The organism is Streptosporangium sp. NPDC001681 (assembly GCF_040298085.1).
Lineage (GTDB): Bacteria > Actinomycetota > Actinomycetes > Streptosporangiales > Streptosporangiaceae > Streptosporangium.
Window position 1 is genome coordinate 121,962 of sequence record NZ_JBEOZN010000007.1, and the last position, 25,395, is coordinate 147,356.

Genomic DNA, 25,395 nt, shown 5'->3' on the forward strand with positions numbered 1-25,395 from the left:
CCGCCTCACTGTGGCAGCCGGCCGGACTTTGCACGGACCCTTCACCCCCCGAGTCCGTGCCCCACGCCCAGAGCCTCCCTCACCGGGGTTGACATCCGATTGACAGGCAATAGCGGCGATATCCACAGCCTGTGGAGAATCACCCTGTGGATATGTGGAAAAACCCCTCGGCAATCAGCGGACGGAGCACGGCGGGGGCCTTGGCCCGCAGGTCATCGGGGTCCTCGCCGGTGAGTTCCGCGATCGCGTCGAGCAGCGGGGCCAGTGGATAGTCACCGTCGCAGACCCCCGCGAGGGCGGCTTCCACGGTCCCGACCCGCGTGCTGCGGCGCAGCCTCCCGGTCTGCCTCAGCACGATCCGCGCCGGGTCCTCGGCGCCGGGCGGTCCGCTCCGCTCCTCCAGCACTCCCTCGGCGACCGCCAGTCTGGCGCCCAGCAACTGGGCGTCGGTCAGCCGGTGCGCCGTGGTGATCGCGCCGAGCACCTCGTCCACGTATCCGCCGACCGGCAACTCCACCGGCAGGCCGTACTCCTCCACCCGCACGACCGGGTCAAGGCTCCCGGAGTCGTGCAGCGTGATCCAGCCGAAGCCGATCCCGGTGACGTTCTCGGAATCGAACCAGCCGAGCCAGTCGTCGTAGAGCTCGCGGTAGCGCGGGGTGCCCTGCTCGGCGGCGTCCCTCAGCCACAGCTCGACGTACTCGGCGGGATCCTGCACGTCGCGCTGGACCACCCAGCCGTCACAGCCGGTCCCGGCGAGCCAGCCGCCCACCCGGTCACGCCAGTCCTCGCCGTCGACGTGCAGCCAGTTGGCCAGCAGGTGGCAGGTGCCGCCGGGTGCGAGGTGGCCCGGCGCCCGCCGTACGAGGTCGCGGCAGAAGTCGTCGGCGGGCAAGCCCGACTCCCGGTAGGTGAACCGGCCGGCCGGGGAGATCACGAACGGCGGGTTGGAGACGACCAGGTCGAAGCGTTCGCCCTCGACGGGATCGAACATGGAACCCTGCCGCGCCTCGACCCCGGTGATCCCGGACAGCGCCCAGCTCAACCGGGCCAGCTCCAGCGCGCGCGGGTTGACGTCGGTGGCCGTTATCTCCTCGGCGCGGCTGTTCAGATGGAGCACCTGGACCCCGCATCCGGTCCCGAGATCCAGCGCACGCCCGACCGGGCGATGTGAGGCCAGCTGGGCGAGGTTCGCCGAGGCTCCCCCCGCGCCGACGACGTGGTCCGGGCGCAGGGCGGGGTCGCCCGGCCTGACCTTGCGGTCGGAGACCAGGTAACCACCGGTCTCCCAGGGCTGCAGGTGAACCGTGGAGGTGACCCGCCCGCCCTCGACGGTCACCAGTCCCGCGGCGGCCAGTTCCTCCAGCGGGAGGCCCGCCGGCGCCCCTCGTGCCTCCACGGGGGCGCCTAGCCACCACAGCCGGATCAGGGTGCCGAGCGGGTCACCCTGGCCGGTGACGCGCAGGGCGGGTACCGTCTCCTCGCGGGAGAGCGCGGTGGCGGCGACGTCACCGAGTCGCTCGCGGACGCCGTCGATGGTGTAGCCGGTGTCAAGCAGGAGCTCTCTGAGCCGGTCCAGCAGATCGTTCACCGGGCAATCCTCGCACCGGGCACGTCCGGTCGCCCCGAGTGATGCGACTGTTACACACCGGGGTAAGCATTCTGCAAGCGGACTTCAACCGGGAGGCGGTACTTCTTGGTAACTGCACCATCCGTTCCAAAGGATCCGTGATGCTGATCCCCTGCTTCGCCTGTGAGTCCCGTTTTCGCCCTGATGAGTATTTTCGTGCCTGCCACGACTACTGCCGAGGCAAGGATCTGGTCGCCTGGACCTGTCCGCGATGTGGCAATCAGGATGAGTTACGAGTCTTCCCCGGAGAGCTGGGGTTCGGCTACGCCAGGCGCGGCAGGTTCGACGTCTCCGACCGGGTGCGCGTGCCCGGCCTGCGGCGCCGGCGTCAGGACCTGCGACTGGACATCTCGCTCGACGAGGACGTCTGGCGGGTGTCGACGCGGATGCGCCAGTTGGCGGGCACGCGCTGAGCCCGCTCCGGCCGGGCGGGAACGGTGACGGCGGTCAGGAGCCCTGCTGCCGCAGGCTCTGCCAGGCCGCCTCACAGAGGCCACCGATCTCCTCGGAGGTGGGCTGGTGCGCCCCGGCGAACCACAGGCGGCACATCTCGTTGGCCGGTCCGAGCCAGAGCACGTAGCACATCGTCGGATGGACGGGCTGGAGCAGCCCGTTCTTCATGTGTGGGCGCCACCAGTCGGAGACCGTTCTGAAGAACGCCCTGCGCGACTCCGACACCTCGGTGCCGCCCGGCTCCTCACGCCTGGGCGGCCGCTCACTGATCAGCAGGTGGGCGCGCTCGCGATGCTCGCCACACCAGGACATGTGCAGCGCGACGATGGCCTCGATGCCCTCCCTCGCCCCCTCGTGGCGATGGAGCTCGGCGAGGAACGCGTCCTGGTACATGCGCAGGGTCTCGGCGTACAGGACGCCGAAGACATGTTCCTTGCTGGCGAAGTGGTGATAGAAGCTGCCGACGCTGACGCCGCTCTCCTCACGGAGGCTGGCCAGCGTGGTGGCCGAGACACCATCTTGGCTGAATCGTCGTAGGGCGCCCTCGACGATCCTGGTGCGGCCGTCGCGTCCGTTCTTGGCAGTCTTCACGACTCCAATGGTGCGGCACCAGAACCTTATTCCGCAAACTGTGCGGGAAACAGCTTGGACCACGCCGATCATACCGCCTTGATCGCGACACCGCGCCACCGCCCCGGAAGCCCCGCCCACATGCCCGCGTCCCGGCGCGGGGGCCCCTCAGCGCAGGATTCTCGCGGTCACCTCCACCGTGCCGCAGGAGGCGCGCATGGTCGCCTCAGGCCACATCTTGCGGATCATCGCCAGCACCGTGCGGTTGTCTCCGAGCACGTCCATCCCCACCGTCCCGGCTCCCCGGGCCGCCGCGCGGCGCATCAGCGTACGGACGAGCCGGGAGCCGAGCCCCACTCCCTGCCACTCGTCGCCCACCACCACGGCGATCTCGACGTCGGTCACCTCTCCCTCTCTCCAGTAGCTCATCGCGTGCCCGACGACGAGGTCCCCGTGTACCGCGAGCAGCGCGTCGCACCGTTCGTCCACCGCCAGGAGCGCCCTGACGAAGCCCGCGCCGGGACGGCTCACCCCGGTGAAGAACCGCCGTGCCTGCGTCCGGGGCGACAGCCCCCCGAGGAAGCGACGGACCCGTTCCTCGTCATCCGGCCGCGCGGGCCGGATCTCGACGGCCTCCGGCATGGCGTCCACGGGCACGGGCGGTGCCGAGGCCTGGCACGGCGACGCCAGCTGAGTTCGCATCATGGACTCAGATTCTCGCGAGAGAGCTGAGTATGTCAAGTAGACTTAGATGAGCGTTGGAGGTGGCGCCATGGCGACTTACGATTCGCACATGAGTGAGGCGGCTCCCGGCAACCTGCCCCTGCGGCCGGAGAACTGTTCCATCGAGCGTGCCCTCGGCATCGTCGGCGAGAAGTGGACGTTCCTGGTGCTGCGCGAGGCGTTCAGCGGGGTACGGCGCTTCGCCGACATGCAGGCCGCCACGGGAGCACCCAGGCAGGTGCTCAGCGCCAGGCTGGCCCGCCTCGTGGAGGAGGGGCTGCTGCGCAAGGTGCCCTACCGCGAACCCGGGCAACGGCAGCGCGACGAATACCGGCTGACCCAGATGGGTCTCGACCTCTACCCGACCCTGGTGGCCCTGATGCGGTGGGGCGACAGGTATCTCAGCGACCACGAGGGGCCGCCGACACTCCTCACCCACCGTGGCTGCGGCGCTCCGATCGAGCAGCACTTCCGCTGCGCGGAGGGGCACGAGGTGTCCGGCCCGAGAGAGGTCACCCCGCTTCCCGGCCCCGGCATGCGCCTCAGCCCTCCAGCTCCCGCGTCTCCAGCCCCCGCAGGCAGTGCCTGAGGCTGAGCACCGAGATCAGTGCCGCACCGCCGAGCAGCACCGCGACCGCCGAGGTGCGCACCAGAAGGTAGGTCTCCAGAGTCTGGCTGAGCAGCAGCCACAGGCTCAGCGCCGCGTTCAGCAGTTGCGCGCACCCCCACAGCACCGACTGCGACACGAAGAAACGGCGCATCCGCGGGTGCTCCGTCACCTGGTCGGGCAGCGGCACGAGATCGGCCACCACCCGCCGGATCAGCGGCCGCCGCAACGGCGCGGTGAGCAGGAAACCCATGCTCACGCAGAACACCCCGAGGCAGGGCTGGAGGAAGAACACGATGGGGTTGCCCGTCGCCACGGTCAGCACCACCCTGACGGTGATCGTGCCCGCCGCCAGCATGAGCGTGCCGGGCGCCTCGCTCCGCCTGACCAGTCGCCAGGCGACCCCGCCGTAGACCCAGAGCGCCGCCACCGCGAGCGCGACGTGCGAGTTGGTGAAGATCAGCGCGACATAGAAGACGAGAACGGGAAGCATCATGCTCTCGAACACCCTGGGGGCGGCATGCCGCAGCAGAGCGCCGAGACGGGGGAGTGCGATCGGAGCCGTGGGAGCGGGCATGAGCACAGTCATCAGGGGCAGGCTCCGAGGGTGATGGAACGTCCCGGGGGATATTTCGGCCGACCATATGCGATGTTCGAAGTGTCCATGAATTTTTCCATGACATCCGACGATCGCGCGGTTCCGGGCACCTTACTACGCCCGCAGGCACCCCCCGCCACTCCCAAACGCGCACTCGAAGGACGGGGCGGCACTCCCGGTGCCTACTCTTGAGAGCGTGTACCGGTTTCTGCTGACTCCCCGATGGCTGGCTCTGCACACGGTGGTGTTGCTGGTCATCCCCGCTTTCGTGCTGCTGGGCCAGTGGCAGTTCGGGCGTTTCACGGAAAGATCCACCAGCAGTGACCAGATCACCCACAACCTCGCCGCCGCCCCCGTCTCCGCGGAAGAGCTGACCTCGCCCGGCGGCACCGTCTCCGTGCAGGACAAATACCGTCCCGTCACGGTCGGCGGCAGGTACGACGCGGACGCCCAGCTCCTGGTCAGGCGCCGCACCCAGAACAAGGTGGTCGGCTTCTACGTGCTGACTCCGCTGATCTCCCCGAACGGCACCGGTGTGCTGGTGAACCGGGGCTGGGTCAAGGCGGGTGCCACGGCCGACGCCCTCCCCGAGGTCCCCGCCCCGCCCTCGGGTGAGGTAACTGTCACCGGCAGGCTACGGCCCACCGAGACCGAGGAGACCTCGGGCATCCGAGACCGAGCGGGCCTGCCCACGGGCCAGGTCCTGCTGATCAACACCGAGGCGATCGGCAGCCGCCTGCCGTACCGGCTTCTCGGCGGGTACGTCGAGTTGACCGGGCAGTCGCCCGCGGCCACCACCGCGCCGGAACCCGTCCCGGCGCCGGACGTCGGCGGGGGAGGCGGGCTCAACCTGGCGTACGGCGTGCAGTGGTGGCTGTTCATCGGGATCGCGATCGGCGGCTGGGCGCTGCTGATCCGCAGGGAGGCCGCCGACCTCAGGGCCGCGGCCACCGCCGCGCCGGCCACGACCGGTGGTCCAGAACCCGGCGACCCCGCCGAACTCCCGGACGCCCCCGAGCGGACCGCACCGGCTGAGCGGGCCGGCACCTGACGAAGACCGCCTGAACACCGGCACCCGGCTGCGGGACCGATGGAAAGCCGCGGAGCCTAGCCGCCGACGAGGTTCAGCAGAGTGCCTGCGCCCAACGCCAGACCCGTGGAGAGCAGGCCCACCCCGATCGCCAGCAGGAACCCCCGTCCCCCGCCGAGCCGCTCGCGCGGCGCGGGGCGCCGCCCGGCCTCGAACCAGAGCGGGCGGGGTTCGAGGAGCAGGAACAGCAGCGCGCCGGCCTGCCCGACGGTGAAGAGCCAGAGCCAGGCCCACCGGTTGCCCAGCCTGGGCGTCGAACCGAGCATGATCAGGGAGGCGAGCACCCAGGCTCCGAGCACCCACACGCCGCCGACGGACGCAGGCACCTTTCTGACCCAGAGGGGCACGAGCTCCCATCTGTCGGAGTCCTCCGGCTCGGTCGCCCTGATCCGGCTCCGGCTCAGGTCGCCCCCGAGATCCGCCCTCGTGTAGGCGGGCCGTTCCGCCAGGAGCGCCTCCGGGCCGATCTCGCGCCAGATCAGCGGGCCCTGGGCCCAGCGGACCCGGTGGATCGCGCCGGACTGCTCGTCGTACTCGAGGAAGGAGACGCGGTCGGCCGCCGCCGCGGCGCGAAGCTCGGCCCGCGTCCCCGGCCGGGGAGTGAGGCTCAGCACGGTGACCAGGACGCCGAAGAGCAGGACGAGCAGGAGCACCGTCCGGATGGTCAGTCCGAGGAGCCGCCAGCCGCGCCGGACTTCGACCGCTTCGGGAGCCATACCTTATTTACTACCTCATGGTCATGCGTTGACCATCGCCATACCGAAAAGGAGCGCCACCGCGATCGCGAACCCTCGCGTGCCGTCGATTCTGGCCGGTGCGGGCAGCACCTCGTACGGTCCGCGCCACAGGGGATGGGGCTCCAGCAGGGCGTAGAGCAGCGAGCCGCCGGTGAGGAACATCCAGAACCAGGCCCAGCGGCTGGCGTAGCGGGGGTTCGGCCGGGTCAGCATGAGCAGCCAGGCCAGCACCTCCGCCGCCACCGCCACCGGGCCGAAGGGTTCCCACCAGCGCCCGTAAGCGGGCGAGCCCATCAGACCGCCGAAGCCCTCGGTGCGCACGATCTCCACGCCGGGGTCGGCTACGGCGCGTACCTGGGCCAGGAAGGCCCCCTGGCGGCGCTCAAGGGCCTCGGGGACCAGCCGGGTGGTCTCGGGGTCCCAGACGTCGTCGGGCTGGTCGAAGCGGGCCTGGCTCCAGGAGAGCGGCCCGTGCGACCACGTCAGCGTGCCGTAGGCGGGCCAGTTGCGGTCGTAGACGACCTTGGTCACCCCGCCGGCCCGCAGGTCCGAGATGAGCTCCGAGGCGGGCCGCAGGGGTGGCGCCTGGTTGAGGTGGACGACCACCGTGGAGATCGCGAGCACGAACAGCAGTGCCAGGCGCACGACGTACGGCATGTCGCCCCGTGCCGGAACCACCACTCGCATCTCTGCCCCCGTCACGCGAGATCCACCGCCAGACAGGCTAGCCGGTGGCCCTGTAGGACGCCGGTAAGAGACGTCTTGGGAGACAGAGATACCAACCGGAGACCTTGCGGCTTGAACAGTGTTATTCCAGCGTCATACGGTTGACCGTGTGACTACGCCGCTGCTCCCCGACCCCGAGCCCAGGCGGCGGGACTATGTGATCATTTCGGCCGATGACCACCTGATCGAGCCGCCCGACATGTTCGACGACCGGCTGCCGGAGAAGTACGCCGAGCTGGCTCCCAAGGTGGTCGAGACCGACTCGGGTCACCAGGTCTGGCGCTACGGCGGTGCCACCTACCCCTGCGCCGGGCTCGACGTGGGCGCCGGTCTGCCCCGCGAGCAGTGGACGCTCGACCCGGTGCGGTTCGAGCACATGCGTCCCGGCTGCCACGACATCGAGGCCCGGATCGAGGACATGGACCGCGCCGGCGTCTGGGCCGCGCTCTGCTTCCCCGGCATGCTGGCCGGGCAGTCGGGCATGGTCTTCGCCAAGACCCGCGACCAGGAACTCGGCCTGGCGATCCTGCGCGCGTGGAACGACTGGCACGTGGACGTCTGGGCGGGCACCTATCCGGAGCGGATCATCGCCCTGCAGCTGCCCTGGCTGACCGACCCCGAGATCGCCGCCAAGGAGATCCGCGACAACGCGGCGCGCGGTTTCAAGGCGGTGCTCTTCCCCGAGTTCCCCACCCGGCTACGTCTGCCGTCCATCCACAGCGACCACTGGGACCCGTTCTTCCAGGCCTGCGAGGAGACGGGCACGGTCGTCTGCCTGAACGCCGGCGCCGGCTCCTGGGCACCCGTCCCCTCGCCGGACACCCCGATCGAGGCGATCACCACACTGATGCCGACGAGCGCCATGTTCGCCTGTGCCGACTGGCTCTGGTCGGGCATCCCGCTGCGCTTCCCCGCGCTGCGGATCCTCATCGTGGAGGGGGGAGTGGGCTGGCTGCCGATGCTCGCCGAGCGGGCCGACTACGCGCTCGACCACCCGGTGGCCGGCGAGGCCTCCTGGGAGGGTGGCCTGAAGCCCAGCGAGGTCCTGCGTAGAAACTTCTTCTTCGGCACGCTCAACGACCACGCCCTGTCCGGGGTGCGGCTCGCCGTCGGGCTGGAGCACGTGCTGCTGGAGAGCGGCTACCCCCACTCCGACTCCACCTGGCCCGACACCCAGCAGGCCATCGCGACGAACCTGGGCAGCCTGCCGCCCGCCGACATCGCCCGGGTGGCCTACGGCAACGCCGCCCGCCTGTTCGGCCACCCACTGCCCTCTCGCGCCTGGCTCAGGATGGAACAGCTCTGACCCGGTCACGCTCCCAGTCGACGTAGCGCCCGCCCTCGCCGAGCAGGGAACTCATCAGCCACAGGAAGACGCCGAAGTCGTCGGCCACTCCGACGAGAACCAGGAAGTCGGGGATGACGTCGAACGGCGAGATGATGTAGAGCACGCCAAGGCCCATCATGGCCAGCTTGCCCTTGCTCATACCGGGGTACTGCCCGCGCATGACCGCGCCGATCATCCTGGGGAGGGCGCGCAGGCGAGCGCCGAGACCGGGCGAGCCCGGCTTCGACACACTCCGGTACGTCTTCCACGCCTGTGCCGCGCGCGCCGCCTTCGCCATGGGGATTCCTCTCGGAAGCACGTTCGCCTGGTGGCGTATTACCCCACCACTTCACGATATAACGCGTGATTTTCCGATACGGTTCCCGAACGCCCGCCGCGACCGGGACGATCACACCCCCGCCGCCGCTCCCGTCCATCCGTTCCCCGATATCACCAAATATCCCGAAAAAATCGCGTCAGCGCATCGCCGGGTGCTGGAAGGGCCGCTCCTCCTCGATCTGGGCGGCCACCCGGATGAGCAGATCCTCCCGTCCTGCCGCGGCGACCAGTTGCACGCCTACCGGCAGGCCGTCCGCGGTGCGGTGCAGCGGCAGGGAGATCGCGGGCTGCCCGGTGGCGTTGATCGGCGAGGTGAACGCCACCGCCTGGTTGGTCAGGCCCCGCGAGAGGCTGACGTCGTCCGCAGGCAGCCGGCCGAGGTGGAAGGGCGCCACCCCCAGGGACGGCATGAGCAGCAGGTCGTGGGATTCCCACCAGGCGGCCATCCGCCGCCGGAACCCGTCGATCCAGTCGCGCGAGGCCAGGTAGCCGACCGCACCGAGCTCGCGACCCGCCGCGCCCAGGATCCGGTTGCGCGTCTCCAACTCGTCCAGCTCCACGGGTCTGCCGCGCCAGCGCCCGATCTCCTCCAGGTCGGCGGCCACGTGGGCGGCGACGACGGTGCCGAAGTGCGTGGCGAAGCCGTCCTCGGCGAGCGCGGACGGTCCCCCCGGCTCGACGTCGTGCCCCAGCGCCGCCAGCAGCCCGGCGGCCCCGGTGACCGCGGCCACCAGGTCTGCCTCCGGCGGGACGGTCCCGTCCGGATGTTCGGTGAGGAAACCGATCCGCAGCCGCCCGGGGTCGGCTCCGACCTCCTCGGCGAGCGGGCGCCGCCAGGCGGACGCGCCGTACGGATCGCCCGGCATCGTCCCCGCGACCACGTCGAGGGTCGCCGCGCTGTCCCTGACCGTACGGCAGAGCAGGCCCGCGGCCGAGAAGCCCGCCCAGGGCTCGCCCGCCGACGGCCCCGAGCTGACCCTGCCCCTGCTGGGCTTCAGCCCGACCAGCCCGCACATGCTCGCTGGGATCCGTATCGATCCGCCGCCGTCGCTGGCCGTGGCCACCGCGACCATGCCCGCCGCCACCGCCGCCGCGGATCCCCCGCTCGACCCGCCGCTGCTGTAGCGGAGGTCGTACGGGTTGCGGGTCGGGCCGAACGCCACCGGCTCGGTGGTGATCGCGGTGCCGAACTCCGGGGTGTTGGTCCGGCCCAGGATCGTGAACCCCGCCCGGCGCAGCTTGGCCACCGCGTAGCCGTCACGCTCCACCGAGATCCCGTCGAGGGTGCGCGATCCCGCGCGGTACGGCTCACCGGCCATGCCCCAGCCCAGATCCTTCAACAGTGTCGGCACCCCCGCGAAGGGAGCGTCGAGCTCGACCTTGTCCGCCTCCTCCAGTGCCCGCTCGAACCTGCGGTGGACCACCGCGTTGATCGCGCCGTCACACGCCTCGATCCGCGCGATCGCCGCCTCGGCGAGCTCTCTCGGAGAGACCTCTCCCTTCCATACGGCCTGCGCCTGTCCGATCGCGTCCAACTTCAACAGGTCGTGCAAGAGTCACTCCTCGGCGGGGGCCAGATCTCGTACGGCCTGCGTGATCGGAACCTCGCCGCCGGGGATGGGGGCGAGAACCGGGGTGCTCAGACCGTTGCGCACATACTCCCTGATCCTGGCCCTGCACGTGGCGGCGTCGCCGTGCACGATGAGCTCGTCCACCACCTCGTCGGGGATGGCCTTGAGCGCCGCCTGCCGGTCACCGGCCGCCCATGCCTCGTGCATCGGCCGCAGCACCTCCCCGCGCCCCAGCCAGTCGTGGAAGGCCGCGTAGACCGGAACCGTCAGATAGCTCGCGAGCATCCAGCGCCCGAGCTCGCGCACCTTCTCCGCGTCCTCGCTGACGCACACGAACAGCCGGGCGATCAGCTCGGTCTCCTGCCCGACCTCGGCCCTGACCTTCAGCACGTCCTGCGGCGAGAGCCAGTTGGTGATCGCGCCGTCGGCCTCGCCGGCGGCCAGGTGCAGCATGCGGGGGCGGAGCGCGGCGAGCACGATCTTCGGCGGGATCTTGGGGGCGCGCTCCAGCTTGAAACCCTTGACCTCGAACGTCTCGTACCGCTCGGTGACCTTCTCTCCCGCGAGGGCCTTGCGCAGGAAGCGCAGGGTGTCTCTGGTCCTGGCGAACGGTTTGACGAACGCTCCGGCGTTCCAGCGCTCCACGATGGCCGGGGAGGAGGCCCCGATGCCCAGGACGAAGCGATCGGGGGCGAGGTCGGCGAGCGTCGCGGCGGACATGGCGAGCAGGCCGGGCCCCCGGGTGGAGACCGGGACGATCGCGCTGCCGAGCCGTACCCCCGGCGCCCATTCCGCGGCCATCGCCAGGGGCACGAAGCCGTCGACGCCGTTGACCTCGGCGGACCAGGCGTCGGTGTAGCCGAGCCCGGGGAGTTCGGCGATCAGATCCTTGGAGCCGGCCAGTGAGCGGTCGTAGAAGGGAACCGTCATACCCCAGCGTGGGCCCGTAACCATCGTGCCGCCTCCATGTCAGTGGTCGCCGCCCCGGGACCTTCCCCCTAGAACGACATTCTGATGTAGCTTGCCGCACCCGGCTGGGGGGTCGTCAATAGGTTGACTGTACCAACCAGACGGTATGCCCTGGATGCAATGATCTATATCGGCTCTCCGCTTACCCCATCATTACTTTCCGTATGATGTTAGAAACCTTGCGTGACGACGCATCGGTGGAGGAAAAAACGACGGGGCCTGCTCGGCGCGGCGGTCCTCGCGACCTGTATCGCGGCCCCCGCGCCGGCCGCGCCGCCCTCGCTCTCGGCGCTCTCGGCGCTCTCGACGGCGGGCGGTGCCGGCCCGCCCGCCCCGCAGGTCGTCCAGCACGTCAGAAGGCCGATCTCGGCCTCCGGTCGCTCAGCGCGCCCGGAACCCGAGACGGACCACTCGACGGCAGGCCCCCAGGCGAGTTGGGAGCCCGGATATCCGGCCATGCCGCCACCCGAGATGAAGGCCGAGCCCGACTACCCGACAGCACCTCCCCGGGTGGACTGGGAGCCCGAGGATCCGGTCGCGTTTCCCGCCGAGGTGAAACCCGAACCGGACCATCCGAAGGAACCGCCGGAGAAACCGGGCTACCCGGCCGACATTCCGGTCAAGCCGGAACCGAAGTCAGAGTCCACACCCAAGCCTGAACCCAAACCCGAACCGACACCCGAGCCCGAACCGGAGTCGCCTACGCCCGCCCCACCCTCGCCGCCCCGGCCCCGCCCGCCCGCCTACGTTCCCAAGGCCGCTGTCACGCCGACACCACCCCGGACCCGCCCCCCGCGGCCCGTAGCGGTGACGCGTCCCAGCGTTCCTCCCCTCCTGCGGCAGCGACTGGTGCTGGACCGCTACGCCGAGCGGCGCGAGGGCACCGACCGGAGGCTCGTCCTCCTGGTGATGTTCACCGGCGTGATCTCGGTCACCGCGGTCGCCGCCCTCAACCACCGGGGCCGCAGATAGCGCGGACGGCACACGACCGGACGACGAAGCCCGCCGGGAACCACCGGCGGGCTTTTCCGATCCCGGACGCGCCGAACTACGGCTGGGCGGGAAACTGACCGTCGATCTGGTCGTACTGCCGCTGCGCGGCCTTGAACGCGTCAGGCCCGACGGCACCCGGCCCGCTGAACGGGTGGCTGATCAGGATGATGAAACACACCCCGATGACGACCACGCCCACCCGGACCAGATCGGCGACGATCGACGAGAACGTGGGCCGCACCCTGAGCGTCCAGGGCAGCGCGATCACCAGCATCCCGGAGAGGATCATCGAGATCACGAAGATGCTCTCCAGACCGGTGCTCGCGTCGTCCCCCCTTACCGTTCGGGCGTGGGAGATCTCGGAGATCCGGTCGAGCGCGTCCTGCTGGAGGTTCTTGCTCGCGTCGCCGATCGGCTGGAGCCGGAGCACCGAGGCCCGCATGTCGGCGAGGGTCTGCCCGGGGAGCGGGGACATCTCGCTGCCGGCCATGAGCGGCCAGTCGAGGTCGATGCTCTGCGCGGTGTACTGGCGGATCTGGGTCCTGACCGGCGCCGCCTCGGGGATGGGCGCCACCGACCAGTACATCTCGGTGAGGCTCTCGGCCTCGGCCTGGACGTCGGTCTCCGTCGCCCAGAGCCCGTCCCGGCACAGGACCGCGGCGTAGGCCAGCACCAGCAGGTAGACGGCGAGGGCGAGATTGGCGGAGAAGTCGATGGACGACGAGCCGTGCCCGTCGTCATCCCGCCCCTTCCTCCTCAGCACGCGGAACGCGATCAGCAGGATCGCGACGGACAGCACCACCAGCACTGCTACCCAACCCATGGGACTCCCTTGAATCCGTCGTCAAACAACCACTCAGGGTAATCAGATCGACACGATGATTCCTGGAGTTCCGCCGGTATTCACTCGCGAAGTTCGTGAACTCCCGCGATGAAGTCACGGGCGACCCCGCGCAGGCCAGGCAGGTGCGAAAGCCCCACCAGCCGGTCCACCAGCGGCACGGTGAGCTCGATGAACCGATATGTCCGTCGGCATCCCTCCGAGTCGTCGTGCACCCAGAACAGCACGACGCCCATCGACATCAGCCAGAGCAGTTCGGGCAGCTCGGCCCGCAACTCGGCGTCCATGCGGTCGGAGGATCCCTCCACGACCCGCCGGTAGATCTCGATCGACGCGTCCCTGGAGGGCGAGGACTCGGCGCTGAACGGGTTGAGCGGGTTGCTCGGCTCGGCCGCGTGCTTGAAGAACTTCACCGCGAACTCGTGGTACGGCTCGGAGACCCGCACCCACTCCCGCAGCACGCCTTCCAGCCGTGCGGCGAATCGGTGCTCGGTGGCCAGCAGCTTCTCGCACGCGGCCTCGTGCTCGGCCTGGGCCCGGTCGTAATAGGCCTGGACCAGGATCTCCTTCGAGGCGAAGTAGTAGTAGGCGTTGCCCACCGACACCCCGGCCTCGGCGGCGATGGCCCGCATCGTGGTCGCCTCGTACCCTCGCTCGCGAAAAAGCCGCAGGGCCGTCTCCACGATGACCTCACGGGTCCTGTCTGATCCACGGCTTCTCGGGGGCGGCTCGGCCATAGAGCACCTGTCACCTATCGCTTGGAGCTGGGAGAACGGGCTCGTCTGGTCTCTCTCCACTGGACGAACCCTAGATCATCCGTCCCGCGTCACCAGGGAGAAGCCCCAGTCAACGACCCTAGGCGCGCCACATTGCCCCCGCCACTCATATCGACTATTGCCACCCGGCTCTCGCCTCCGCGTGCCTCTGGCGGTAGCGCCCCGATCATGCCGAGCACCGTGCGACCCCTGTCTCAGCAGGTCATCGAGCCGCACGATGATCCCCATTACCGGGCAAAATTCACTCTTCGGGAGGGATCATCCGGGTTCGGGGGTGGGATTGATCCATTTGGCGGAAGGGCTCCCGCGACAAGGGATACACAATGGGGACACGTCCCTGTAGACAGCGGGCTGCCCGGTTCACCGCCGGAGCACTGCTCGCTCTGCAGATATCTTTCATCGCATCGGCCCGGGACGACAGTGCGACCGCGGAGAGCGGACACGCGTCGGCCACCGTCACGATCGTGAGCCGGCCGATCACGGCCGGCCCGGCGGAGGCACGCCGGTCCACGATCATCGGGACGTACGACACCGGCGCCCTGGAAACCGCCGGGCTCTACCGCCGGACCGTCCGCCAGGAGCCCTCCCTCCAGGGGAGGGACATCGCCACCACGGGCACACCGCCGGAACAGACGGCCCCCCTGATCCTCGAGACCACGGAACGGACGCGGGCCGCCGCCCTGGCGGGCACACCACCGGAACAGGCGACTCCCCCGATCCTCGAAGCCGCGGCGCGAACGCGGGACACCGCCACCGCGGACGCGCCATCGGAACAGACGGCCCCCCTGATCCCCCAGAGCCCCCGGGAGACCCGGGCCTTCCAGCCACGGTCCCTCCCCGAAACCTTCGCGGAGCAGGCGCCCTCCGCCCCCGAGAGCCCGGCCGAGGCCCACCCCCCTCAGGCGCAGCGAGCCAAGCAGCGCCAGCCGGTGCGGCTGGCGCAGGCGGACGCCAAGCAGCGCCTCCGGGCGGCGGGCCTGACCTGGAGTTCCTCGGGTAAATGCGCGAACCGTCGCGGACGGCACTGCACCTCGCTGCAGGCGGTCCGGGCCGCCACCGTCTCCGACGTGATCGAGCTGAAGCGCCGCAGCGGTTGTCCCCTGGTCGTCACCGGCGGCACCGAGGTGGGCCATGCCCCGGGCCCCTACAGCCACTACATGGGCTACAAGCTGGACATCAAGCCCAACGAATGCATCAACCGCTACATCACGAAGAACTATCCGTCACAGGGCATACGAGGCGACGGAGCCCCCCTGTACGGCGAATCGGCGACCTCGGGCACCCTCTACGCCCGCGAGGCGGACCACTGGGACATCCTCTTCCGCTGACTCGCGAGATCCCACCTCCCAAGCGCCGGGTTCCACTGTCTCCGGTGTCCGCCGCTCACGCGAGCGCCGCGAGGGTCGTGCGGCGACATCCGATGCCGCCGCACGACCGGGGAGGTCACCCGAACTCGGCCGCGACCAGCTCGGCGATCTCCGCCGCGTTCAGGGCGGCGCCCTTGCGGAGATTGTCGCCACAGACGAACAGGTCGAGGGTGTTGGGGAAGTCGAGCGCCTGGCGGATTCGGCCCACGTAGGTGGGGTCGGTTCCGACGACGTCCGCCGGGGTCGGGAAGACGCCGTTGGCCGGGTCGTCCATGACGACCACGGTCGGAGCGGCCTCCAGGATCCGATGGGCGTCGGCGACGGTGATCTCACGCTCGAAGGTCGCGTGCACGGCCAGCGAGTGGGTGGTGATCACTGGGACGCGGACGCAGGTCGCCGAGACCTTCAGGTCGTGGATCCCAAGGATCTTCCGCGACTCGTTGCGGAGCTTGATCTCCTCGGAGGCCCAGCCGCCGTCCTTGAGCGAACCCGCCCACGGCACCACGTTGAACGCCACCGGTGCCGGGAAGGGCGACTCGGCGTCCCCGAGCCTGTTCTGCAGGACCTTGCGCACGTCACCGGCGGTCTGCCCGACCGTACGGTCGCCCGCCAGGGCCTCGACCTCGTCGTAGAGGCGGGCCGAGCCCGCCACACCCGCGCCGGAGACCGCCTGGTAGGAGGCGACCACCAGCTCACGCAGGCCGTACTCCTCGTGGAGGGCACCCATCGCGGCCATCATCGACAAGGTCGTGCAGTTGGGGGTGGAGATGATTCCCAGCGGCCGCTCGCGCGCGGCCTCGGGGTTGACCTCCGGCACGACCAGCGGAACCTCGGGGTTCATCCGGAAGGTGCCCGACTTGTCGATGACGACGGCACCGCGCTCGGCGGCGATCGGCACCCACGTCGCGGAGACCTCGTCCGGCACGTCGAAGATCGCGATGTCGACACCGTCGAAGACCTCGGGAGTCAGCTCCTGGACGACGAGGTCCTCACCGCGGACCCTCAGGACCTTGCCCGCCGAGCGGGCGGACGCGACGAGCTTGATGTCTCCGTAGACGTTCTCGCGGCCGGAGATGATGTCCCGCATCACGGTGCCGACGGCGCCGGTCGCGCCGATCAGGGCAAGGGTGGGCTTGCGGCTCATCGCCCGGTACCTCCATAGATCACGGCTTCAACCTGGTCGGCGTCGAGGTCGAAGGCGCGGTGCGCGGCGCTGACCGCCGTGTCCACCTCGTCCTGTCCGACGATCACCGAGATGCGGATCTCCGAGGTGGAGATCATCTCGATGTTCACCCCCGCGTCGGCGAGAGCGGCGAAGAACGTCGCGGTGACGCCGGGGTGCGAGCGCATGCCCGCTCCGATCAGCGAGACCTTGCCGATCTGGTCGTCGAAGAGCAGCGACTCGAAGCCGATGCGCTCCTGGATCTTCTTCAGCGCGGTGAGCGCCACGGAGGCGTCACTCGTGGGCAGCGTGAAGGAGATGTCAGTCCGGCCGGTCGTCGCCGCCGACACGTTCTGCACGATCATGTCGATGTTGACCTCGGCGTCGGCGAGTGTTTTGAAGATCGTCGCAGCCTCGCCGACCTTGTCGGGCACCCCGACAACGGTGATCTTGGCCTCGCTCCGGTCGTGCGCGACGCCGGAGATGATCGGCTGCTCCATCTCTGTTCCTTCGCTGTCGGGGTCGGAGACGACCCACGTGCCTTCCTTGGTGCTGAACGAGCTTCTGACGTGGATCGGCAGGCCGAAACGGCGAGCGTACTCAACGCAGCGCAGGTGCAGGATCTTCGCACCGCAGGCCGCCATCTCCATCATCTCGTCGTACGAGATCTTGGGAATCTTACGGGCGGTCGGGACGATGCGGGGGTCGGCGGTGAAGACGCCGTCCACATCGGTGTAGATCTCACACACGTCGGCGTTCAGGGCGGCGGCGAGCGCGACCGCCGTGGTGTCCGAGCCTCCCCTGCCGAGCGTGGTGATGTCCTTGGTGTCCTGGGAGACGCCCTGGAACCCGGCCACGATCGCGACCTGGCCGTTGTCCAGCGCCCCGCGTATCCGGCCGGGCGTCACGTCGATGATGCGCGCGCGGCCGTGCGAGGAGTCAGTGATCACGCCGGCCTGGGAGCCGGTGAACGAACGCGCCTCCTGACCGAGGTTGGCGATCGCCATCGCCAGCAGCGCCATCGAGATGCGCTCACCCGAGGTGAGCAGCATGTCAAGCTCCCGGCCAGGCGGGAGCGGCGAGACCTGCTGGGCGAGGTCGAGTAGTTCGTCCGTCGTGTCACCCATGGCGGAAACGATCACCACGACGTCGTTGCCGGCTTTTTTCGTCGTGACGATCCGCTGAGCGACCCGCTTGATGCAGGACGCGTCGGCGACGGACGAACCACCATACTTCTGAACAACGAGCGCCACGAGATGTCTCCGAAGCAATCTAGGGCTGTGGAGTTCACAGTCTACTGGCGCCCTAGCTGGGACCTTCTGATATGGCTCAGTATGTGGACGATCACACGGTTGTGCGCTCCTCGGCGACATCAAGCCGGGTATGGGCGACAAGTGCCTGAAGTGCCCGCATCGCCGCTCCGGCGTGGTTTCCCCAGGTGTTGAAATAGGAGTACTGCCACCACCAGAGAGCCTCCAGCGGGCGACCCGCACTGTGGTGCCGCAGACCGTGCAGGAGGTCGGCGGCCACCGCCGTCAGGTCGTCGGAGAGGCGGTACGGAGTGACCCCGGTGTCCTTGTAGGGGTCGAAGACCTCGGCGTAGTCGTCGACCGGCCCCAGCCGCTCGGCCAGCGCCGTTCGGACGGCGTCGACGTCCGGGTCCTCGCCCAGATGCGGTTCCCAGTTGCCCGACAGGATCACGTCCTGGCTCGCGCCGAGCTGCGCGCCGGCCGAGCTGACCTGCGCGACCTCCACCAGCAGCAGGGGCAGGATGGCGTCGCCGCCCTCGCCGCCCGCCAGGCGGGTCAGGCCGTCGATGTAGTTCTTCGCGTGCTCCGCGATCCGCTCCGCGAGAGCACTCCACGCGTCATCAGACATCAAGGAGCCTCCTTCCCTCGAACGCGCGGCCCAAGGTGACCTCGTCCGCGTACTCGAGGTCACCGCCCACCGGCAGACCGCTGGCCAGTCGTGTCACTTTCAGTCCCATCGGCTTGACCAGACGGGCGAGATAGGTCGCCGTCGCCTCCCCCTCAAGGTTGGGGTCGGTGGCGAGGATCAGCTCGGTGACCTGGCCGTCCGCCAGGCGGGTCATGAGCTCTCTGATGCGCAGGTCGTCGGGGCCGACACCGTCGATCGGGCTGATCGCCCCGCCCAGCACGTGGTAGCGGCCTCGGAACTCGCGGGTCTTCTCGATGGCCACGACGTCCTTCGACTCCTCGACGACGCAGATCACGTGGGGATCGCGCCTGACGTCACGGCAGATCCGGCACTCCTCCTCCGCGGCGACGTTGCCACAGACCCGGCAGAAGCGGACCTTCTCCTTGACCTCCAGCAGCGCGTGCGCGAGCCGTTTCACGTCGGCCGGCTCCGCGGCCAGCAGGTGGAACGCGATGCGTTGCGCGCTCTTGGGACCGACGCCGGGGAGCATCCCCAACTCGTCGATCAGGTTCTGGACGACCCCTTCGTACATGACCTAGAACCCGGGAAGCTGGCCGAGCCCGCCCCCGCCCCCCAGCCCCTGTGCGAGCGGACCGAGCTTCTCCTGCTGCAGGTCGGCCGCGGCACGCACGGCGTCGCGGATGGCCGCGATGACCAGGTCGGCGACGGTGTCCGCCGTCTCCTGGGGATCACCGGGGTCGATGGCCTCGGCGCTGATCTCTAGTTCGAGCAGCTCGCCCCCGCCGTTGACCGTGGCCACGACCAGGCCGCCGCCCGCGGAGCCCTGAACCTCCGCGTCGTTCAGCTCCTGCTGGGCGCTCACAAGCTGCTGCTGCATGAGCTGAGCCTGCTCCAGCAGCTGCTGCAGGTTGACATCCCCTGGGTTCACCGTCGTTGTGCTCCTCATTCGTGACATCGGTCGTCACGAGCCTACGGGTTCTGAGCCGGGTGTTGTACTGAAGCGAGCACGGGTTCCCTGCTGACGGGGATTAAACCTTCGTCGGGCCCCGGGCCCCCTCCAGACGTCCGAGACCCGACATGACACGCCCCGGAGCGGCCGCACACGGCGGCGTGTGATCGAAAGGTAACCGTCCGAAGGTTGCACACACGTTGCGATCGTCCGCTCACTCTTCGCGTGCCCTCTTTGATCGAACGGGTTGCGTGCGGGGTGCTGAGCCCCGATGCTTCCGCCATCGGCTCTGTTCCGGGGGGATATGTGTCCGACAGCCAGATGAGAGCCGTCCAGACAGCCGACCTCGACTCCTACGCGTCACGGCTGCGGCGCCTGCACGAGGCCCTGAGCGACGGTGAGCAGCCGGTGGCCGAGGGACCCAGAAGCGTGATCTCCTCGTCGTGGCGGCGGTCGCTGGACGCCGGGATCGACCTCGAGACCAGGTCGGCCCCGCCGGCCTTCGAGGGCCAGGACGTCCGGGAGGTCCGTTCGGCCCACCCGATGAGCGGGCTGCTGCCGATCATCACCGGCACCCTGCTGGGCGCTGCCGCCGAGGGCGACCAGATCCTGCTCATCGCCGACGCCGAAGGCAGGGTGCTCTGGCGGGACGGCGACCACCGGACGATGGAACGCGCCGACGAGGTGGGACTGGCCGCCGGCTTCGACTGGAGCGAGCGGGCGATCGGGACCAACGGCCTGGGCACCGCGCTCGCGACCCGGCGGCCCCTCCACGTCTTCTCCTCCGAACACCTGGTCAGGGCACTCCACATCTGGTCCTGCTCCGCCGCGCCGGTCATCGACCCCGACAGCGGCGGCCTGCTGGGCTGCGTCGACGTCAGCGGCACGACGCGCGCCATGCACCCGGCGAGCGTCGCCCTCGTCGAGGCCGCCGCGCGGCTGGCCGAGAGCCACCTCACACTGCGCATGCTCGAACATGACGAGCGGCTCAGACGCCGCCACGAGAGACAGGTGAGCGCGCTGCGCGGCGAGCCTGGCGCCCTGGTCACCGCGACCGGGCGGATCATCGCCGGTGACGACGCACCGCAGTGGGGTCACCGCATCCGCCTGCCCGAGGTGGGCCACCGTCTGGTCCTGCCCGACGGGCGGAGTGCCTTCCTTGAACCGCTCGGCGACGAGGGCTTCCTGCTCCGCCTCGCGGGTCCGGCGCGTGACCCCGTGCTGACCCTGTCCCTCCTCGGCACCGAGCACCCCTCGGCGTGCCTGGAGGGGGTCCGCCTGCCGCTCTCCCTGCGCCACGCCGAGATCCTCGCGATGCTCGCCCTCAACCCCCGGGGAATGACGGCCGCCCAACTCTCCTTCCATCTGTACGGCGACGCGGGAAATCCGGTGACCATCCGTGCCGAGGTCCACCGGCTCCGCATCCACCTCGGCCACACCATCGCCGCCAGGCCGTACCGCCTCACCTGCACGGTCGAGGCCGACTTCCTGGAACTCAAGCGGCTGCTCGCGGCCGGCGAGACCGCGCCGGTCGCCCGCGCCTACCGCGGCCCCCTGCTGCCCCGCTCCGAGGCGCCCGCCCTGCGCCGCGAGCGGGAGGAACTGGAGGGCCAGGTACGGGCCCGCCTCCTGCGGCGGGGCGACCCCGACGACCTCTGGGCCTACACCGAGACCGAGCACGGCAGGAACGACATCCAGATCCTCGAACGCCTCGCCGCCACGCTGCCCCGCCACGACCATCGCGCGGTGGCGGCCCGGATCCGCCTCAGCGGCGTCGACCTGCCCTGAGGTCCTCGCCATCTGGAAGGCGGGGATTCCCGTGCCGCCACGGGTGCGGCGGGTCTCCCGGTGACCACTTTCAGGGCGGACGTCCGAGACCTCCGGGACACGGGTGGGAGCGCGGCGTGCAGCCCGTCAGGTGTGGTCGATCTCACCGATGATCTGGCCACCCAGCTCGCGCTGGATGAGGGCCATCCCGGTGAGCGCGTCGACGTCGGCGTCCGCGTCGTTCAGCGGGTCGACCTCGTCGGCGTCGGGGGCGGCGCCGCGGTTACCCCGGGCGGGCACCGCGTCGGGCCAGGCCGCCTTGGCGCCGGTCTTGGCCACGGCCCTTGGACCGGCCTGGGCGGCGGCCCTGGCGGCCGAGCGGGCGGCGGCCAGACCGGGACCGGGGCCGGAGATCGGCGGGGGAGGCGAACCCGGGTCCTCCGGCATGGGGGCGTCCGGCCAGGACTCGTCCGTCGCGGGCGGGGTCTGACGCGCCGGGGCCGCCCGCTCCGCCTGCGGCGCGGGCGGAGCGACGGGGGCCTGCGCCTGACGGACGGGCGCCTGTGCCTGCGGCTGGGATGGCTGGGGGGTGGGCTGCTGGGGGGCCGGGGGCTGTCTCGGTGCCGGTGCACGACCCCCGCCCGACGGAGCGGGCCCGTTGCCGACAACGGCCTCGACCTTCCAGGTCCCGCCCAGAACCTCCTGCAGCACCGCCGCGACGACCGCGTCCTTGCCGCCCCCGGTGAAGTTCTTCATCGCGCCGACCTGCGCGAACCCCAGGGTTACGATCTTGCCCTCGACCCCGACGACCTGGGCGTTGGTGTTGACGTTGGCCCACACGACGATGCTGCGCCGCTTGAGCGCGGCGAGCACCTGGGGCCACGCCTGCTGCACGGCCCCGCCCCCGGAACCGGGCGCGGCCACCATGTCGACCGGCGCGGGCGCGCCGGGAGCCTGCTGAACGGGCGCCTGGGCCTGCTGCCCCGTAGCCGGTGCGCCGGGCCTGACCGCCACCGGCCAGTCATCGCCCTGGGCACCGGGCTGCTCGACGGGTGCCTTGACGGGTGCCTTGACGACGGGCGGTTCGGGCCGCTCCGCCTGTGGCGGGGGCGCCGCGTGGACCACCGGTGCCGGTGCCGGTGCCGGTACCGGAGCCGCGGCCTGCGGAGCGGCGTGCACGACGACCCCGCCCCGTTCCAGCCGCTCCAGCCGTGCCAGCAGCGCCGCCTCGCCCTGCGCCGCGCCGGGAAGCAGGATCCTGGCGCACATCAGCTCAAGGAGCAGACGGGGCGAGGCCGCACCGCGCATCTCGATCAGGCCCGCGTTGAGGATCTCCGCGGCGCGGGTCAGCTCGGCCGGGCCCATCGAGGCCGCCTGGACCTGAAGCCGCTCCAACTCGTCGCCTGGCCGGTCGAGCAGCCCGCTGGTGGCCGCCTCCGGCACGTTGGCCAGGATCACCAGGTCACGGAAGCGCTCCAGCAGGTCCATCGCGAACCGCCGGGGGTCGTGGCCGCCCTCGATCACCCGGTTCACCACCTGGAACACCAGCGCACCGTCGCGGCCGGCGAAGGCCGCGACCACGTCGTCGAGCAGGTCACCGTCGGTGTAGCCGAGCAGGGAGACAGCGCGCGCGTACGTGATGCCCGCCTCGTCCGACCCGGCGAACAGCTGGTCGAGGATGGAGAGCGAGTCGCGGGCCGAACCCGCGCCCGCCCGGACCACCAGCGGGAGCGCGGCGGGCTCGAACGGGACGTTCTCGGAGGTGAGGATCTCCTCCATGAGCGTGCGCAGCGCGGCCGGCGGGATCAGCCGGAACGGGTAGTGGTGGGTCCTGGACTTGATCGTCCCGATGACCTTCTCCGGCTCGGTGGTCGCGAAGACGAACTTCAGGTGAGGGGGAGGCTCCTCGACGAGCTTGAGCAGCGCGTTGAAACCCTCGCGGGTCACCATGTGCGCCTCGTCGATGATGTAGATCTTGAAGCGCGACGACACCGGCGCGAAGAAGGCCCGCTCGCGCAGGTCGCGGGCGTCGTCCACGCCACCGTGCGAGGCGGCGTCGATCTCGATGACATCGAGGTGGCCGGGGCCGGTGGGCGCCAGCGCCACGCAGGACTCGCACTCCCCGCACGGGTCGGGGGTCGGGCCCTTCTCACAGTTCAGGGAGCGGGCGAGGATGCGCGCGCTGGACGTCTTGCCACATCCCCTGGGCCCGCTGAACAGGTAGGCGTGGTTGATGCGCCCGCTGCGCAGCGCCTGGCGGAGCGGATCGGTGACGTGCTCCTGACCCTTGACCTCGGCGAAGGTTCCGGGCCGGTACTTGCGGTACAGCGCAAGACTCATGCGACGATCCCACCTGCGAGGGGTCCTGAAACGAAAGACCCCTCGCACACCCGCCAGAGCCCGCTTATCCTTGCTGCCTTCCGGCCCTGGGGAGGTTCACAGGATGACGCCGCGCGAGGGGTCGACCCTCAGTCTAGCCCCAGATCCGAGTGCTCGGGGTCGGAAATCCATGGTCCGCGCACCTCGAAAGTTGGGTAAGCTTCTCCACGGAGGATTCGCCTAGTTGGCCTAGGGCGCACGCTTGGAAAGCGTGTTGGGGGCAACCCCTCAGGAGTTCGAATCTCCTATCCTCCGCCTTCTCGGAAGGGGCGGCCCGCGTCGGCGGGCCGCCCCTTCCGGCGTTCGGGTCTCGGTTGGCCTTTTCCGGGGGTTCTTCCCCCTCCCCCCCGCCGACGCGGTGTCCACGTCCCGGGGAGGTCATCGGCTGCCGGGGCCGCCCCGGACCGGAATGCGGCCGGCGCTCCACGGCGGCGCGGAACCGGCCATGCCGAAAGTGCATGCCGGCAGCGAGACCGGAGCCGCCACGGCGGCCCATCGGCGGTGACGGCGGCGATGCGCGGGTCCACGCCCGACTCGCCGTAGATGTGCACCAGGTGGGTCTTGACCGTCGCCTCGGTGATGAAGAACCGCCTGGCGACCTCCCGGTCGCCCGCGCCGAACGCGCGAAGCGCCGTTAAAGGCGGCCATGCTAGCGTGATCACGCCCATATTTGCTTGTTTGGGATGATTGATAACCATCTCCTGAGCAGTCAGGCGAGAGCCCATGAAGATCACTCGTTGGGTCGCGGGTGGCATGACCTTGGCCGCTACGGCCGCCCTCACCCTGGTGTCCGCCGGTCCCGCGCAGGCCTTTCCCCAGGGCTCCTGCGGACATTCGTACCGCAAGGTAGCCAGCTATCCCATTGCAAAAGGGACAAAAGACGGGAAGGCATACGGCACCGTCACGCTGTACCACAGCAGCACCGCGCACAGGAAATGCGCCATTGCCCGGGTGGCGGGCTCCTACGTCGGACAGACGAGTTATCTGTACGTTGCGCTCTTCGTGGACAGGAACGAGAACAAGAAGTACGACGGCCCTGACACGGGGGTCGCCGATGGCAGCGCGCGCTACAAGTGGTTCGCGGGCCCGGTGTACACCTCCGCCGACCGCCTGTGCGTCCAGTTCACCGGGGCGATCAGGATCGGTTCCAAGCCCGTCGTCCACGGGGGCACACCAGAAGGCAAGTGGATGCACTGCGGTTAGACACGGCTCACCGCCTCTGACCCGGTGACGGGGAATCCTCGACGTGGAACGGCCACCGCGTGGTGCAGGGGACAGCGCGTCAAGTGGTTCACCACCGGCTACCGGAGCGGCGATCCCGGCAGGTGCGACACCTTCTCCGGCGACATCTGATAACTCCGGCGGCGCCTGCCCAGGACGCATCCGAAAGACGGCCTCCGAGCTGCGGCGATGAAGATCGGACAGGCGAGAGGCCGGATTCTCTCCTAAACTACGTACTGTGATCTTCAAGCTGGTCGGCGATGGACGGCCCTACCCCGAGCACGGTCTCTCGCATCGCGAGTGGGCGCAGATACCGCCGCGACAGGTCCGGCTCGACACGCTGATCACCACGAAAGCGGTGCTGGACCTGCACTCCCTGCTCGCCAAGGACTCCACGTTCTACGGCGACCTGTTCCCGCATGTGGTCCAGTGGCGCGGCGACCTCTATCTGGAGGACGGCCTGCACCGGGCCCTACGCTCGGCCCTGCACCAGCGCTCGGTGCTGCACGCCCGGGTCCTGGAACTGCCCGCGGAGAACTGAGGCCCCGGGCGGGATTTGCCGGGCTCGCGCAAGGGATGAAGCGGCGGGGAAAGACGGCAGAACGCCCTGGACGCCCCTGTCGGCGAACAGCTCCGCGGTGGCCCTTCCGATGCCGGACGCGGCACCGGTGACGACCGCTTCCTGAACACTCATGCGTTCC

The 25,395-nt window shown here is 69.9% G+C and carries 26 protein-coding genes, 1 tRNA gene and 1 other RNA gene; 10 read left to right on the plus strand and 18 right to left on the minus strand.

Features of this window, described 5'->3' with window-relative positions; all coding sequences use genetic code 11:
* Positions 1-139: 139 nt before the first annotated feature.
* Positions 140-1,591: a DUF7059 domain-containing protein gene (locus ABT130_RS05105; RefSeq protein WP_350952996.1), complete on the minus strand. Its 1,452-nt coding sequence runs from the start codon at positions 1,589-1,591 to the stop codon at positions 140-142.
* Positions 1,592-1,731: 140 nt separating this feature from the next.
* Here ABT130_RS05105 and ABT130_RS05110 point away from each other — a divergent pair, with 140 nt between their 5' ends.
* Entirely contained in the window at positions 1,732-2,043 is a 312-nt protein-coding gene (locus ABT130_RS05110; protein WP_350913574.1) for a hypothetical protein, read from the plus strand.
* Positions 2,044-2,077: 34 nt separating this feature from the next.
* Here ABT130_RS05110 and ABT130_RS05115 read toward each other — a convergent pair whose 3' ends face one another.
* A complete protein-coding gene (locus tag ABT130_RS05115) occupies positions 2,078-2,674 on the minus strand; it encodes a TetR/AcrR family transcriptional regulator (RefSeq protein WP_030917031.1) in 597 nt (198 codons plus the stop codon).
* Positions 2,675-2,821: 147 nt separating this feature from the next.
* On the minus strand, positions 2,822-3,358 hold the full coding sequence (locus ABT130_RS05120; protein ID WP_350952998.1) for a GNAT family N-acetyltransferase: 537 nt from the start codon (positions 3,356-3,358) through the stop codon (positions 2,822-2,824).
* 88 nt (positions 3,359-3,446) lie between these two features.
* Between ABT130_RS05120 and ABT130_RS05125 the strand changes: the two genes are divergently transcribed.
* The gene (locus ABT130_RS05125; protein ID WP_350953000.1) at positions 3,447-3,965 is read left to right on the plus strand and encodes a winged helix-turn-helix transcriptional regulator; all 519 of its coding nucleotides are present in this window, start codon (positions 3,447-3,449) and stop codon (positions 3,963-3,965) included.
* On the opposite strand, the gene ABT130_RS05130 is transcribed toward ABT130_RS05125, so the two are convergent.
* Positions 3,919-4,572 (minus strand): VC0807 family protein, encoded by a 654-nt coding sequence (locus tag ABT130_RS05130; RefSeq protein ID WP_350953002.1) that lies wholly within the window; start codon positions 4,570-4,572, stop codon positions 3,919-3,921. The two genes, ABT130_RS05125 and ABT130_RS05130, sit on opposite strands and share 47 nt — an antisense overlap.
* A gap of 205 nt (positions 4,573-4,777) precedes the next feature.
* On the opposite strand from ABT130_RS05130, the gene ABT130_RS05135 reads away from it, so the two are divergent.
* The gene (locus tag ABT130_RS05135) at positions 4,778-5,632 is read left to right on the plus strand and encodes an SURF1 family cytochrome oxidase biogenesis protein (RefSeq protein WP_350953004.1); all 855 of its coding nucleotides are present in this window, start codon (positions 4,778-4,780) and stop codon (positions 5,630-5,632) included.
* 56 nt (positions 5,633-5,688) lie between these two features.
* Here the strand turns inward: ABT130_RS05135 and ABT130_RS05140 are convergent, their stop codons facing one another.
* Positions 5,689-6,387, minus strand: coding sequence for a hypothetical protein (locus ABT130_RS05140; protein WP_350953006.1), 699 nt, complete (start codon positions 6,385-6,387; stop codon positions 5,689-5,691).
* Between the two features lie 21 nt (positions 6,388-6,408).
* The gene (locus ABT130_RS05145; protein WP_350953008.1) at positions 6,409-7,110 is read right to left on the minus strand and encodes a hypothetical protein; all 702 of its coding nucleotides are present in this window, start codon (positions 7,108-7,110) and stop codon (positions 6,409-6,411) included.
* A gap of 133 nt (positions 7,111-7,243) precedes the next feature.
* Here ABT130_RS05145 and ABT130_RS05150 point away from each other — a divergent pair, with 133 nt between their 5' ends.
* Positions 7,244-8,440, plus strand: a complete 1,197-nt coding sequence (locus ABT130_RS05150; RefSeq protein ID WP_343971677.1) for an amidohydrolase family protein — start codon at positions 7,244-7,246, stop codon at positions 8,438-8,440.
* Here ABT130_RS05150 and ABT130_RS05155 read toward each other — a convergent pair.
* From ABT130_RS05155 to ABT130_RS05165, 3 genes are all read right to left on the minus strand, one after another.
* Entirely contained in the window at positions 8,421-8,759 is a 339-nt protein-coding gene (locus tag ABT130_RS05155) for a YkvA family protein (RefSeq protein ID WP_350953010.1), read from the minus strand. The genes ABT130_RS05150 and ABT130_RS05155 overlap by 20 nt on opposite strands.
* 178 nt (positions 8,760-8,937) lie before the next feature.
* On the minus strand, positions 8,938-10,353 hold the full coding sequence (locus tag ABT130_RS05160; RefSeq protein ID WP_350953012.1) for an amidase: 1,416 nt from the start codon (positions 10,351-10,353) through the stop codon (positions 8,938-8,940).
* Positions 10,354-10,356: 3 nt separating this feature from the next.
* Complete coding sequence (locus ABT130_RS05165) at positions 10,357-11,325, minus strand: LLM class F420-dependent oxidoreductase (protein WP_350913597.1); 969 nt, start codon at positions 11,323-11,325, stop codon at positions 10,357-10,359.
* A 198-nt stretch (positions 11,326-11,523) separates the two neighbouring features.
* On the opposite strand from ABT130_RS05165, the gene ABT130_RS05170 reads away from it, so the two are divergent.
* Complete coding sequence (locus ABT130_RS05170) at positions 11,524-12,312, plus strand: hypothetical protein (RefSeq protein ID WP_350953014.1); 789 nt, start codon at positions 11,524-11,526, stop codon at positions 12,310-12,312.
* A gap of 76 nt (positions 12,313-12,388) precedes the next feature.
* On the opposite strand, the gene ABT130_RS05175 is transcribed toward ABT130_RS05170, so the two are convergent.
* Complete coding sequence (locus tag ABT130_RS05175; protein ID WP_350953016.1) at positions 12,389-13,156, minus strand: bestrophin-like domain; 768 nt, start codon at positions 13,154-13,156, stop codon at positions 12,389-12,391.
* Positions 13,157-13,236: 80 nt separating this feature from the next.
* The gene (locus ABT130_RS05180; RefSeq protein WP_350913602.1) at positions 13,237-13,857 is read right to left on the minus strand and encodes a TetR family transcriptional regulator; all 621 of its coding nucleotides are present in this window, start codon (positions 13,855-13,857) and stop codon (positions 13,237-13,239) included.
* A gap of 557 nt (positions 13,858-14,414) precedes the next feature.
* Between ABT130_RS05180 and ABT130_RS05185 the strand changes: the two genes are divergently transcribed.
* The gene (locus ABT130_RS05185) at positions 14,415-15,278 is read left to right on the plus strand and encodes a hypothetical protein (RefSeq protein ID WP_350953018.1); all 864 of its coding nucleotides are present in this window, start codon (positions 14,415-14,417) and stop codon (positions 15,276-15,278) included.
* 115 nt (positions 15,279-15,393) lie between these two features.
* Here the strand turns inward: ABT130_RS05185 and ABT130_RS05190 are convergent, their stop codons facing one another.
* The 5 genes from ABT130_RS05190 to ABT130_RS05210 form a co-directional block, all read right to left on the minus strand.
* Positions 15,394-16,461, minus strand: a complete 1,068-nt coding sequence (locus ABT130_RS05190) for an aspartate-semialdehyde dehydrogenase (RefSeq protein ID WP_350913606.1) — start codon at positions 16,459-16,461, stop codon at positions 15,394-15,396.
* Positions 16,458-17,732: an aspartate kinase gene (locus ABT130_RS05195; RefSeq protein ID WP_350913608.1), complete on the minus strand. Its 1,275-nt coding sequence runs from the start codon at positions 17,730-17,732 to the stop codon at positions 16,458-16,460. Before ABT130_RS05195 ends, ABT130_RS05190 begins: the two co-directional genes overlap by 4 nt.
* Positions 17,733-17,823: 91 nt before the next feature.
* Positions 17,824-18,357: a DUF5063 domain-containing protein gene (locus ABT130_RS05200; RefSeq protein ID WP_350913610.1), complete on the minus strand. Its 534-nt coding sequence runs from the start codon at positions 18,355-18,357 to the stop codon at positions 17,824-17,826.
* A complete protein-coding gene (gene recR / locus ABT130_RS05205) occupies positions 18,350-18,949 on the minus strand; it encodes a recombination mediator RecR (protein ID WP_031158292.1) in 600 nt (199 codons plus the stop codon). Before recR ends, ABT130_RS05200 begins: the two co-directional genes overlap by 8 nt.
* A gap of 3 nt (positions 18,950-18,952) precedes the next feature.
* Positions 18,953-19,306 (minus strand): YbaB/EbfC family nucleoid-associated protein, encoded by a 354-nt coding sequence (locus ABT130_RS05210; protein WP_343971709.1) that lies wholly within the window; start codon positions 19,304-19,306, stop codon positions 18,953-18,955.
* A gap of 342 nt (positions 19,307-19,648) precedes the next feature.
* Between ABT130_RS05210 and ABT130_RS05215 the strand changes: the two genes are divergently transcribed.
* Entirely contained in the window at positions 19,649-21,115 is a 1,467-nt protein-coding gene (locus ABT130_RS05215; protein WP_350913612.1) for a GAF domain-containing protein, read from the plus strand.
* A gap of 126 nt (positions 21,116-21,241) precedes the next feature.
* Here ABT130_RS05215 and ABT130_RS05220 read toward each other — a convergent pair whose 3' ends face one another.
* Positions 21,242-23,434 (minus strand): DNA polymerase III subunit gamma and tau, encoded by a 2,193-nt coding sequence (locus ABT130_RS05220; protein WP_350953020.1) that lies wholly within the window; start codon positions 23,432-23,434, stop codon positions 21,242-21,244.
* A 30-nt stretch (positions 23,435-23,464) separates the two neighbouring features.
* Positions 23,465-23,560: signal recognition particle sRNA small type (ffs, locus tag ABT130_RS05225), an RNA gene on the minus strand.
* 82 nt (positions 23,561-23,642) lie between these two features.
* Between ffs and ABT130_RS05230 the strand changes: the two genes are divergently transcribed.
* The 3 genes from ABT130_RS05230 (at position 23,643) to ABT130_RS05240 (ending at position 25,235) form a co-directional block, all read left to right on the plus strand.
* Positions 23,643-23,728, plus strand: a tRNA-Ser gene (locus tag ABT130_RS05230).
* A 468-nt stretch (positions 23,729-24,196) separates the two neighbouring features.
* On the plus strand, positions 24,197-24,676 hold the full coding sequence (locus ABT130_RS05235; RefSeq protein ID WP_350953022.1) for a hypothetical protein: 480 nt from the start codon (positions 24,197-24,199) through the stop codon (positions 24,674-24,676).
* 256 nt (positions 24,677-24,932) lie between these two features.
* Complete coding sequence (locus ABT130_RS05240) at positions 24,933-25,235, plus strand: type II toxin-antitoxin system VapB family antitoxin (protein WP_350913620.1); 303 nt, start codon at positions 24,933-24,935, stop codon at positions 25,233-25,235.
* Positions 25,236-25,395 lie beyond the last annotated feature (160 nt).

Coding starts and splice junctions, on each gene's coding strand:
- ABT130_RS05110 (WP_350913574.1), top strand. CDS start 1,732: ATGCTGATCCCCTGCTTCGCCTGTGAGTCCCGTTTTCGCCCTGATGAG.
- ABT130_RS05120 (WP_350952998.1), bottom strand. CDS start 3,358: ATGATGCGAACTCAGCTGGCGTCGCCGTGCCAGGCCTCGGCACCGCCC.
- ABT130_RS05125 (WP_350953000.1), top strand. CDS start 3,447: ATGAGTGAGGCGGCTCCCGGCAACCTGCCCCTGCGGCCGGAGAACTGT.
- ABT130_RS05130 (WP_350953002.1), bottom strand. CDS start 4,572: ATGACTGTGCTCATGCCCGCTCCCACGGCTCCGATCGCACTCCCCCGT.
- ABT130_RS05140 (WP_350953006.1), bottom strand. CDS start 6,387: ATGGCTCCCGAAGCGGTCGAAGTCCGGCGCGGCTGGCGGCTCCTCGGA.
- ABT130_RS05155 (WP_350953010.1), bottom strand. CDS start 8,759: ATGGCGAAGGCGGCGCGCGCGGCACAGGCGTGGAAGACGTACCGGAGT.
- ABT130_RS05165 (WP_350913597.1), bottom strand. CDS start 11,325: ATGGTTACGGGCCCACGCTGGGGTATGACGGTTCCCTTCTACGACCGC.
- ABT130_RS05175 (WP_350953016.1), bottom strand. CDS start 13,156: ATGGGTTGGGTAGCAGTGCTGGTGGTGCTGTCCGTCGCGATCCTGCTG.
- ABT130_RS05190 (WP_350913606.1), bottom strand. CDS start 16,461: ATGAGCCGCAAGCCCACCCTTGCCCTGATCGGCGCGACCGGCGCCGTC.
- ABT130_RS05200 (WP_350913610.1), bottom strand. CDS start 18,357: ATGTCTGATGACGCGTGGAGTGCTCTCGCGGAGCGGATCGCGGAGCAC.
- recR (WP_031158292.1), bottom strand. CDS start 18,949: ATGTACGAAGGGGTCGTCCAGAACCTGATCGACGAGTTGGGGATGCTC.
- ABT130_RS05215 (WP_350913612.1), top strand. CDS start 19,649: ATGAGAGCCGTCCAGACAGCCGACCTCGACTCCTACGCGTCACGGCTG.
- ABT130_RS05220 (WP_350953020.1), bottom strand. CDS start 23,434: ATGAGTCTTGCGCTGTACCGCAAGTACCGGCCCGGAACCTTCGCCGAG.
- ABT130_RS05235 (WP_350953022.1), top strand. CDS start 24,197: ATGAAGATCACTCGTTGGGTCGCGGGTGGCATGACCTTGGCCGCTACG.